Below are 9,235 nucleotides of genomic sequence, written 5' to 3'. Positions count from 1 at the left end.
GCTTGCAGAACGCGAACCGTACGAACGGCGCGCCCTGATCGCGGTGGTCGTAGAAGACCGCGTGGGGGATGGCGACGACACCGCAGCGGCCGGGCCGCGGCCCGCACCGGCCGCGGCGCATCCGGTCGGTGCAGGGGTTCGCTCAGCGCAGCACCGTCTCCAGGAAGTCGCTGCCGATCCGGGCCACCGCGGCCACGTCCAGCTGGTGCAGGACGTACCGGCCGCGCCGCCGGGTCGTGACCAGGGAGGCCTTCTTCAGCACGGACAGGTGGCGGGAGACCTCCGGCGGGGTGATGCCGTAGGTGTCGGCCAGCTCGCCCGTCGTGTACGCGGCGCGCGCCAGCTGCCGGCACATCCGCATCCGCATCGGGTGGGCCAGGGCCTCCATGCGCAGCTGGAGCAGCTCCACGGAGGCGGGGCTCGGCAGCTCCGGGGCGCCGACCGGGTAGTGGACGACGGGGCGCCAGCCCGGGGCGTGCAGCACCATCAGGTGCGGCCAGCCGAAACTGGACGGTACGAACGTCACGCCCGCGCCGACGGCCGGGTCGACGGCGGTGGTCCGGCCGTTCGCCAGTTTGTCCACCTCGATGCGCTGCTGGGTGCCGTCCTCGGACAGCGCCGGCGTCACGGCGGGCGACACCGCCCGCAGCGTCTCGGGCAGGCCCTTGCGGCGCAGCAGCTCCGTCTTGTGCCGGGCGTCGGCGGCGAGGCCGGGCGCGACCCGGCGCCAGGTGTCCGCGAAGAACGCCCGGTCGCAGTCCTCGAAGAGCCTCCTGAGCCAGGCGCGTACGCCGACGGGGTCGGCGAGCAGGCGGCGAGTGAAGTCCAGCTGCTTGGGGCCCCGGTTGGCGGCCAGCTCCAGGGCGCGCTCGGTGCGCACGGGACCGCCGATCGCGTACTGGGCGGAACAGGTGAACTCCAGCGCGGCGGCGACGAACCGGTCCTCGTCCAGCCGGTCCAGCGTGTCCAGCTCCTCGGCCAGCGTCGCGCCGGTGCGGCCGTCGCCGCCGCTGACGCCGGCGTACGGCATGAAGATGTCCGAGAAGGTGGTCGTCCAGAGGAAGTTCGCCTCGTGGAGGCGGTCGGCCAGGTCCGGCTTGAGCGCGGCGGCGGTGGCGGTCGCCCAGCCGTGCAGGCCCGGATGGTGGCCGGGTTCGGCCAGCGCGTGCAGCGCCACGCCCAGCTCGGCGAGGGGCGACGGCTCGAAGACGATGCGCTCGGGCGGCAGGCCCGTGATGTCGATGATCACGCTCACGTCCCCCATGGTGAGGGGTCCGGCGGTGGGCCTCGCGCCATTTGACGGGCCTCGTCAATCGGCGGGTCGCCACGGAGCGGGCGGGCGGAGGGTGGCGTACATGAACGCCCTGCACCAGCACATGATCGACGCCTACCGGGCCGTCCAGCGCGGCGAGGCACCCCCGCCGCCTCCGGGCCGGGACGACCTGGCCGTCCTCCGCGCGGCCCGTGACCACCGTCCCGTCCGCTCCCGGGGGCGGGGCCGTCCACAGGCTGTGGACAGTGACTAGCCGCGCGTAACGCTGGCGTAGCATGACGAGAAATCGTCCGGTACCCCCCGCGGACTGGAACGGAAGGCCGTCGACGCGTGAACGCATCCTCACAGACCCGCCCCGCCCGGCTCGCCGTCGGTGTCGTCGGCGCCGGCCGGGTGGGACCCGCCCTCGCCGCAGCGCTGCAGCTCGCCGGGCACCGCCCCGTCGCCGTCTCGGGCGTGTCGGACGCCTCCCGGCGGCGCGCCGCCGAACTGCTGCCCGACGTGCCGCTCGTCCCGCCCGCCCAGGTCCTGGCCCGCGCCGACCTGGTGCTGCTCACCGTCCCCGACGACGCGCTGCCCGGCCTGGTCCAGGGCCTGGCCGACACCGGCGCCGTACGCCCGGGCCAGCTCCTGGTGCACACCTCCGGGCGGTACGGCACGGCCGTGCTCGACCCGGCCCGCCGCGCCGGCGCCCTCCCGCTGGCCCTGCACCCCGCCATGACGTTCACCGGCACGAGCGTCGACGTCCAGCGGCTGGCGGGCTGCTCGTTCGGCGTCACCGCCCCCGACGAGCTCCGGCTGGCCGCCGAGGCCCTGGTCATCGAGATGGGCGGCGAGCCGGAGTGGATCGAGGAGGCGGCCCGCCCGCTCTACCACGCGGCCCTCGCCCTGGGCGCGAACCACCTCGTCACCCTCGTGGCCCAGTCCATGGAGCTCCTGCGGCAGGCCGGGGTCGGCGCACCGGACCGGATGCTCGGCCCGCTGCTGGGCGCCGCCCTGGACAATGCCCTGCGCTCCGGCGACGCCGCCCTCACCGGCCCCGTAGCGCGCGGTGACGCGGGCACGGTCGCCGCGCACGTGGCCGAGCTGCGCAAGCACGCGCCCGCCACCGTCGCCGGATACCTCGCGATGGCCCGTACCACCGCGGACCGCGCCCTCGCGCATGGCGTCCTCAAGCCCGAGCTCGCCGAGGACCTGCTGGGCGTCCTCGCCGACGGCCCCACGGGCACGGACGGCTCCGCGGGCACGGACGGCTCCGGAGGCACGGACGGTCCCGAAGGCACGGACGGTCCCGGAGGCACGGACGGCTCCGCTGGAGCAGAAGGAGACAGCGGCCGATGAGCCCCGACTTCGCACTGATCCCGACGCGTGACGACCTGGAGCACGTGCTCGACCACGTCGCGCCCCGGGGCCGGACCGCCGTCGTCATGACCATGGGCGCCCTGCACGAGGGCCACGCCACCCTGGTCCGTGCCGCCCGCAAGCACGTCGGCAAGAAGGGGTACGTCCTGGTCACGGTCTTCGTGAACCCGCTCCAGTTCGGCGCGGGCGAGGACCTCGACCGGTACCCCCGCACCCTGGAGGCCGACCTCAAGACCGCCGAGCAGGCCGGCGCGGACGCCGTCTTCGCCCCGTCCGTCGACGAGGTCTACCCGGGCGGACAGCCCCAGGTACGGATCACCGCCGGGCCCATGGGAGAGCGGCTGGAGGGCGCGTCCCGCCCCGGCCACTTCGACGGCATGCTCACCGTCGTCGCCAAGCTGCTGCACCTGACCCGCCCCGACGTGGCGTTCTTCGGGCAGAAGGACGCCCAGCAGCTCGCCCTGATCCGCCGCATGACCCGGGACCTGAACTTCCCCGTCGAGATCGTCGGCGTACCGACCGTCCGCGAGCCCGACGGCCTGGCCCTGTCCAGCCGGAACCGCTACCTGTCGCCCCGCGAGCGCCGCACCGCCCTCGCCCTGTCCGCCGCGCTGTTCGCCGCCCGCGACCGGCTCGCCGCGCAGACCGCGCTGCTCGCCCGCGCCGAGACGCTGCCCGCCTCCGAGAGCCGGGCGGAGGCGCTGTCCCGGCTGGGCGAGGCCCGCGCCGCCGCCGACGCGCACGCGGTGGCCGCGGCGGTCCCGGGCGGCGGCGCCCACGCGGTTCGCGCGGCGGCCCGCGCGGTACTCGACGAGGCGTCGAAGGCCGACCCGCCGCTGCGCCTGGACTACCTGGCGCTGGTGGACCCCGCCGACTTCACCGACGTCCCCGACGACCACACCGGCGAGGCGGTCCTCGCCGTCGCCGCGAAGGTCGGCACGACACGGCTGATCGACAATCTCCCCCTCACCTTCGGAGCCCCCGCATGACCGGCATACGCCTCCAGGCCCCCGCCCCCGGCTGGTCGATCGACGCCGACGTCGTCGTGGTCGGCTCCGGCGTCGCGGGCCTGACCGCCGCACTGCGCTGCACGGCCGCCGGGCTGCGTACGGTCGTCGTCACCAAGGCCCGCCTCGACGACGGCTCCACCCGCTGGGCGCAGGGCGGCATCGCGGCGGCGCTCGGCGAGGGCGACACCCCCGAGCAGCACCTCGACGACACGCTCGTCGCGGGCGCGGGCCTGTGCGACGAGGAAGCCGTACGCCTGCTGGTCACCGAGGGCCCCGACGCGGTACGCCGCCTGATCGAGACCGGCGCCCGCTTCGACACCGACGAGGCCGGCACCATCGAGCTCACCCGCGAGGGCGGTCACCACCGGCGCCGCATCGCGCACGCGGGCGGTGACGCGACCGGCGCCGAGATCTCCCGCGCGCTGGTCGACGCGGTCCGCGACCAGGGCGTTCGCGCCATCGAGAACGCGCTGGTCCTGGACCTGCTCACCGACGCCGACGGCCGTACGGCGGGCGTCACCCTGCATGTCATGGGCGAGGGCCAGCACGACGGCGTCGGCGCCGTCCACGCCCCGGCCGTCGTCCTCGCCACCGGCGGCATGGGCCAGGTCTTCTCCGCCACCACCAACCCGGCCGTCTCCACCGGCGACGGCGTCGCGCTGGCGCTGCGCGCCGGGGCGGAGGTCAGTGACCTGGAGTTCGTCCAGTTCCACCCGACGGTCCTCTTCCTCGGCCCCGACGCCGAGGGCCAGCAGCCGCTGGTGTCGGAGGCGGTACGGGGCGAGGGCGCGTACCTCGTCGACGCGGACGGCGTCCGGTTCATGGTCGGGCAGCACGAGCTGGCCGAGCTCGCCCCGCGCGACATCGTCGCCAAGGGCATCATGCGCCGCATGCGCGAACAGGGCGCCCGGCACATGTACCTGGACGCGCGGCACTTCGGCGCCGAGATGTGGGCCTCCCGCTTCCCGACGATCCTCGCCGCCTGCCGCGCCCACGGCATCGACCCGGTGACGCAGCCCATCCCGGTCGCCCCGGCGGCCCACTACGCCTCCGGCGGCGTCCGCACCGACCTCCACGGCCGTACCACCGTGCCCGGGCTGTACGCGTGCGGCGAGGTCGCCTGCACGGGCGTCCACGGCGCCAACCGGCTCGCGTCGAACTCCCTCCTGGAGGGCCTGGTCTTCGCCGAGCGCCTCGCCGACGACATCGCGGCGTCCACGGCACGGGCCGGCGCGCCCGCCCCGCACCCCGCCCCCACCGTCCTGCCGCTGCTCGACCCCGACGCCCGCAGCCGCGTCCAGCACGTCATGACGCACGGCGCCGGAGTGCTGCGCTCCGCCGCCAGCCTCGCGGAGGCCGCCGACGCCCTGGACGCCGTGTACGCCGAGGCGCTGAACGACGGGCCGGACGGGAACAAGGCCGCCGAGCCGGGCGTGGAGTCCTGGGAGACCACCAACCTCCTGTGCGTGGCCCGCGTCCTCGTCGCCGCCGCGCGCCGCCGGGAGGAGACCCGAGGCTGCCACTGGCGCGAGGACCGCCCCGACCGTGACGACACCGCCTGGCGCCGCCACCTGGTGGTCCGTCTCGGCCCGGACCGGAGCCTGGACGTCCGCCCCACCGACACCCAAGACTTCCCCCCGACCGACGCCGACGCCCCCAGGGAGCCGTAACCGTGAGCACGCCCGAAGAACGCCCGCAGCCCGTGGACGTACCCCTGATCAACATCAGCGCCCCGGCCGACCAGGCCGGCGGCGGCTGCGGTGACGGGTGCGGCTGCGGCGGCGACGACGAGGTGTACGAGTGCGGGCTCGACCCGGCGCTCGCCGCGCTCCTCGTGAACGCCGGCCTCGACCCCGTACTCGTGGAGGACGTGGCGTACCGCGCCATCGAGGAGGACCTGGACGGCGGCGTCGACGTGACGTCCGCCGCCACCGTCCCCGAGGACGCTGTCGCGACCGGTGACTTCACCGCGCGTGAGGCGGGGGTCGTCGCCGGCATCCATGTCGCCGAGGCGATCCTGTCGGTCGTCTGCACCGAGGAGTTCGCCGTCGAGCGGCACGTCGAGGACGGTGACCGCGTCGAGGCGGGCCAGAAGCTGCTGTCGGTCACCACCCGCACCCGTGACCTGCTCACCGGCGAGCGCAGCGCGCTGAACATCATGTGCCGGCTGTCCGGCATCGCCACCGCCACGCGCGCGTGGGCGGACGCCCTGGAGGGGTTCAAGGCGCAGGTCCGCGACACCCGCAAGACCACGCCCGGCCTGCGCGCCCTGGAGAAGTACGCGGTGCGCTGCGGCGGCGGCGTCAACCACCGCATGTCGCTGTCCGACGCGGCCCTCGTCAAGGACAACCACGTGGTCGCGGCGGGCGGCGTCGCCCAGGCCTTCAAGGCGGTACGGGAGGCCTTCCCCGACGTACCGATCGAGGTGGAGGTGGACACCCTGCACCAGGTCCGCGAGGTCCTGGACGCGGGCGCCGACCTGATCCTGCTGGACAACTTCACCCCGGCGGAGACGGAAGAGGCCGTCACGCTCGTCGCGGGGCGGGCCGTGCTGGAGTCCTCGGGCCGTCTGACCCTGGAGAACGCGGCCGCGTACGCCGCGACCGGCGTCGACTACCTGGCGGTGGGCGCGCTGACCCACTCCTCTCCGATCCTCGACATCGGCCTCGACCTGCGAGAGGCGGACCAGGGCTGATGCTGCTCACGATCGACGCGGGCAACACCCACACCGTCCTGGGCCTGTTCGACGGCGCCGAGATCGTCGAGCACTGGCGCATCTCCACCGACGCCCGCCGCACCGCCGACGAGCTCGCCGTGCTCCTCCAGGGCCTGATGGGCATGCACCCGCTCCTCGGCGACGAGCTGGGCGACGGCATCGAGGGCATCGCGATCTGCTCGACGGTCCCGTCCGTCCTCCACGAGCTGCGCGAGGTCACGCGGCGGTACTACGGCGACGTCCCCGCCGTGCTCGTCGAGCCGGGCATCAAGACCGGCGTACCGATCCTCACCGACAACCCCAAGGAAGTCGGCGCCGACCGCATCGTCAACGCGGTCGCGGCGAACGAGCTGTACGGCGGCCCGGCGATCGTCGTCGACTTCGGTACGGCGACGACGTTCGACCCGATCAGCGCGCGCGGCGAGTACATCGGCGGGGTGATCGCCCCGGGCATCGAGATCTCCGTCGAGGCGCTCGGCGTCAAGGGCGCCCAGCTCCGCAAGATCGAACTGGCCCGTCCGCGCAGCGTGATCGGTAAGAACACGGTCGAGGCCATGCAGGCGGGCATCGTGTACGGCTTCGCGGGCCAGGTCGACGGCATCGTCAGCCGCATGAAACGCGAGCTCGTCGGCCGGGACGGGGACCCGGCGGACGTCACGGTCATCGCCACGGGCGGCTTGGCGCCGATGGTCCTCGGCGAGGCCAAGGAGATCGACGAGCACGAGCCGTGGCTGACCCTGATCGGCCTGCGGCTGGTCTACGAACGGAACATCGCCCGCATGTAACCCCCCGCGGGGCGCAGCCACCCCGCTGGGCTCGCCCCCCGTCGGGGCATCCGCCCGTCCGGGCGCGGCTCCCCGTTGTGGGCATTCGTCCCGCTGGGGTGATGGGGGTCCCCCCCCTGCTCGAGCGAAGCCGAGAGCTTGGGGGAGGGTGGGCACAACGGGACCGGGGCGGTGCCCTTTCCCGGTCCCCCGGAGACCGCGCCGCGTTCCGCCCGGGGCCGCCCGGGTGGACAGGGTCGGGGCCCCTCCGGGCTCGCCTCCTCGAGGTCGGCGGCCTTGGGTCACGAGGGCCGGGAGCCCGCCCGTCGCCGCCAACCTCTGCGGGGGCGACCCTGCACGGCCCCTCCTCGTCCAGTACGCCGGGTATGCCCCCGCGATTGGCCACGGCGCCGCACCCGCCCGGAGGGCAACGCGCCCACGTCTGCCCGGTAAGCGAATTTTGTCCGATTAGCACGTATCGTCGGTCCATGCCCACGCCATACGGATCCCGCGGCGGCCTGGCGTTCGGCGCAGACGAACTGCGTGTGCTCCGACGCGCCCTCGCCCATGCCCTCCACCCCACGCCCCTCGACGACGAAGACGTGCAGGACTGCCTGCGACTCGCCGGCTCCGTGGACGAGGCGGTCCGCGAGGCCGGCCGGATGCGGGCCTTCCTCCTCGCCGACCTCGCCCGCTACCGCGACGCGCTTCCCGGCTCGGCGACCGGGTACCTGGAACTGCTCCAGGACGCCCTCGCCGCCGGCTACGACCCCCGCCCCGAGGACCTCGCCGCACTGCGCACCCTCAGCGGTACGCCCGCCGGCGCCGCCCTCCTGGCGCGCTGCCGGACGCTGGCCGAGCACTCCGTACGGGCCCGGCTGGCCGGACGGCACGTCGCCCCCGCCCCGCGCACCCGGCTGCTCGCCCTGCCCGGCGGACGAAACGGCGAGCCGGACGAACCGAAGCCCAGGCCCGCGCCGCCGTCCCCGTCGCCCACCCCGCCACCGACCGACCGCCCGGTGCCCAAACCGTCCGAGGTCTTCCCGCCCCGCCGGCGCCCCGCCGCGCCCCCACCCGAGGAGCGGGTCGCCGGCTAGCTACCCTGGAGCCATGGAATACGTATCCGCGCTCCTGCCTCCCGTGGTGATGGCCGCCTTCTTCATCGGCCTCGTCGTGACGATCGTCAAGAGTCAGGGCGGCCCCAACAAGGCCAAGGAGGACGCGGCCGTGGACGCGGCGCTCGCCCGCGCCGAGGCCACCCGCCAGGCGGACGGAACCGCGAAGTCCTGACCGGCCGGTACGGCGGCACCCGCACCGAGGGCGTACGACCCACCCGTCGTACGCCCTTTTTGCTCCGTCAATAGCCAGTTATTCGGACATCTCCCACTATGGTGAAGTTGTGCCCCGTCAATTGGGAGAGCTCGAAGACGCCGTCATGACACGCGTCTGGCAATGGAACCGGCCCGTCACCGTCCGGGAAGTCCTGGAGGATCTCCAGCAGGAACGGTCCATCGCGTACACCACCGTCATGACCGTAATGGACAATCTCCATCAGAAGGGCTGGGTGCGCCGGGAGGTCTCGGGCCGCGCCTATCGATATACGGCGGTCTCCACCCGTGCCGCCTACTCGGCCGCACTGATGAACGAGGCCTGGTCGAAGAGCGACAACCCCGCAGCCGCACTCGTCGCCTTCTTCGGCATGATGTCGCCGGAGCAGCGAGAAGCACTCAACGACGCGGTCCGCGTCGTGCAACGGGACACTCCCGAACAGGGCGGGGAAGAACCGCGGGAAGAAGCCCGAGGAGGCCGGGCCGCCGAGGGCGAGGCGGGGGCCGGGCGATAGCGTCCAGTCATGTCGTCCTCCTCCTTCCCGCCCTCCGAGCTTCCGCCTCCCGCTCCGGCGAAAGCCGTGACCGTGCGCCGTGCCCGGACCAGTGATGTGCAGGCGATCCGCCGACTCGTCGATCCGTACGTCACCGAAGGCATCCTCCTCGACAAAGCGCCGGTGACGCTTTACGAGGACATCCAGGAGTTCTGGGTAGCGGAACGCGACGAGGACGGCACTGTGGTCGGCTGTGGAGCACTGCATGTGATGTGGGAAGACCTCGCC

General features: G+C 74.0%; 10 protein-coding genes and 1 pseudogene. 10 read left to right on the top strand and 1 reads right to left on the bottom strand.

What is annotated here, in order from left to right:
• Nucleotides 1-142 precede the first annotated feature (142 nt).
• On the bottom strand, nucleotides 143-1,264 hold the full coding sequence (locus tag ABT360_RS34440) for a DUF5937 family protein (RefSeq protein ID WP_444852375.1): 1,122 nt from the start codon (nucleotides 1,262-1,264) through the stop codon (nucleotides 143-145).
• Nucleotides 1,265-1,355: 91 nt separating this feature from the next.
• Between ABT360_RS34440 and ABT360_RS34435 the strand changes: the two genes are divergently transcribed.
• From ABT360_RS34435 to ABT360_RS34390, 10 genes and pseudogenes are all read left to right on the top strand, one after another.
• Nucleotides 1,356-1,526: a hypothetical protein gene (locus tag ABT360_RS34435; protein ID WP_351825547.1), complete on the top strand. Its 171-nt coding sequence runs from the start codon at nucleotides 1,356-1,358 to the stop codon at nucleotides 1,524-1,526.
• A 77-nt stretch (nucleotides 1,527-1,603) separates the two neighbouring features.
• Nucleotides 1,604-2,614 (top strand): Rossmann-like and DUF2520 domain-containing protein, encoded by a 1,011-nt coding sequence (locus ABT360_RS34430; protein WP_351825545.1) that lies wholly within the window; start codon nucleotides 1,604-1,606, stop codon nucleotides 2,612-2,614.
• On the top strand, nucleotides 2,611-3,624 hold the full coding sequence (panC, locus tag ABT360_RS34425) for a pantoate--beta-alanine ligase (RefSeq protein WP_351825542.1): 1,014 nt from the start codon (nucleotides 2,611-2,613) through the stop codon (nucleotides 3,622-3,624). Before ABT360_RS34430 ends, panC begins: the two co-directional genes overlap by 4 nt.
• Complete coding sequence (locus ABT360_RS34420) at nucleotides 3,621-5,315, top strand: L-aspartate oxidase (protein ID WP_351825540.1); 1,695 nt, start codon at nucleotides 3,621-3,623, stop codon at nucleotides 5,313-5,315. The genes panC and ABT360_RS34420 overlap by 4 nt, the downstream gene beginning before the upstream one ends.
• Nucleotides 5,316-5,317: 2 nt before the next feature.
• Nucleotides 5,318-6,340 carry a carboxylating nicotinate-nucleotide diphosphorylase gene (nadC, locus tag ABT360_RS34415; protein ID WP_351825538.1) on the top strand — a complete coding sequence of 341 codons (1,023 nt, stop codon included), beginning with the start codon at nucleotides 5,318-5,320 and terminating at the stop codon, nucleotides 6,338-6,340.
• Nucleotides 6,340-7,146, top strand: a complete 807-nt coding sequence (locus ABT360_RS34410) for a type III pantothenate kinase (RefSeq protein WP_351825536.1) — start codon at nucleotides 6,340-6,342, stop codon at nucleotides 7,144-7,146. The genes nadC and ABT360_RS34410 overlap by 1 nt, the downstream gene beginning before the upstream one ends.
• Nucleotides 7,147-7,643: 497 nt before the next feature.
• Nucleotides 7,644-8,222 carry a hypothetical protein gene (locus tag ABT360_RS34405; RefSeq protein ID WP_351825549.1) on the top strand — a complete coding sequence of 193 codons (579 nt, stop codon included), beginning with the start codon at nucleotides 7,644-7,646 and terminating at the stop codon, nucleotides 8,220-8,222.
• Nucleotides 8,223-8,235: 13 nt separating this feature from the next.
• Nucleotides 8,236-8,415, top strand: a complete 180-nt coding sequence (locus ABT360_RS34400; RefSeq protein WP_351825534.1) for a hypothetical protein — start codon at nucleotides 8,236-8,238, stop codon at nucleotides 8,413-8,415.
• Nucleotides 8,416-8,524: 109 nt separating this feature from the next.
• Nucleotides 8,525-8,968, top strand: coding sequence for a BlaI/MecI/CopY family transcriptional regulator (locus ABT360_RS34395; protein WP_351825532.1), 444 nt, complete (start codon nucleotides 8,525-8,527; stop codon nucleotides 8,966-8,968).
• A 9-nt stretch (nucleotides 8,969-8,977) separates the two neighbouring features.
• Nucleotides 8,978-9,235, top strand: a pseudogene (locus ABT360_RS34390) (amino-acid N-acetyltransferase); the annotation flags it as partial.

This window comes from Streptomyces sp. NPDC000229, from assembly GCF_040300825.1.
Taxonomy (GTDB): Bacteria; Actinomycetota; Actinomycetes; order Streptomycetales; family Streptomycetaceae; genus Streptomyces.
The sequence above is the reverse complement of the archived record's forward strand: the minus strand, read 5'-3'. Positions and strand labels throughout refer to the sequence as shown.

Bases quoted from the DNA above. Each gene is read 5' to 3' on its own strand.
- ABT360_RS34440 (WP_444852375.1), bottom strand. From the start codon at position 1,264: ATGGGGGACGTGAGCGTGATCATCGACATCACGGGCCTGCCGCCCGAG.
- ABT360_RS34435 (WP_351825547.1), top strand. From the start codon at position 1,356: ATGAACGCCCTGCACCAGCACATGATCGACGCCTACCGGGCCGTCCAG.
- ABT360_RS34420 (WP_351825540.1), top strand. From the start codon at position 3,621: ATGACCGGCATACGCCTCCAGGCCCCCGCCCCCGGCTGGTCGATCGAC.
- ABT360_RS34400 (WP_351825534.1), top strand. From the start codon at position 8,236: ATGGAATACGTATCCGCGCTCCTGCCTCCCGTGGTGATGGCCGCCTTC.
- ABT360_RS34410 (WP_351825536.1), top strand. From the start codon at position 6,340: ATGCTGCTCACGATCGACGCGGGCAACACCCACACCGTCCTGGGCCTG.
- panC (WP_351825542.1), top strand. From the start codon at position 2,611: ATGAGCCCCGACTTCGCACTGATCCCGACGCGTGACGACCTGGAGCAC.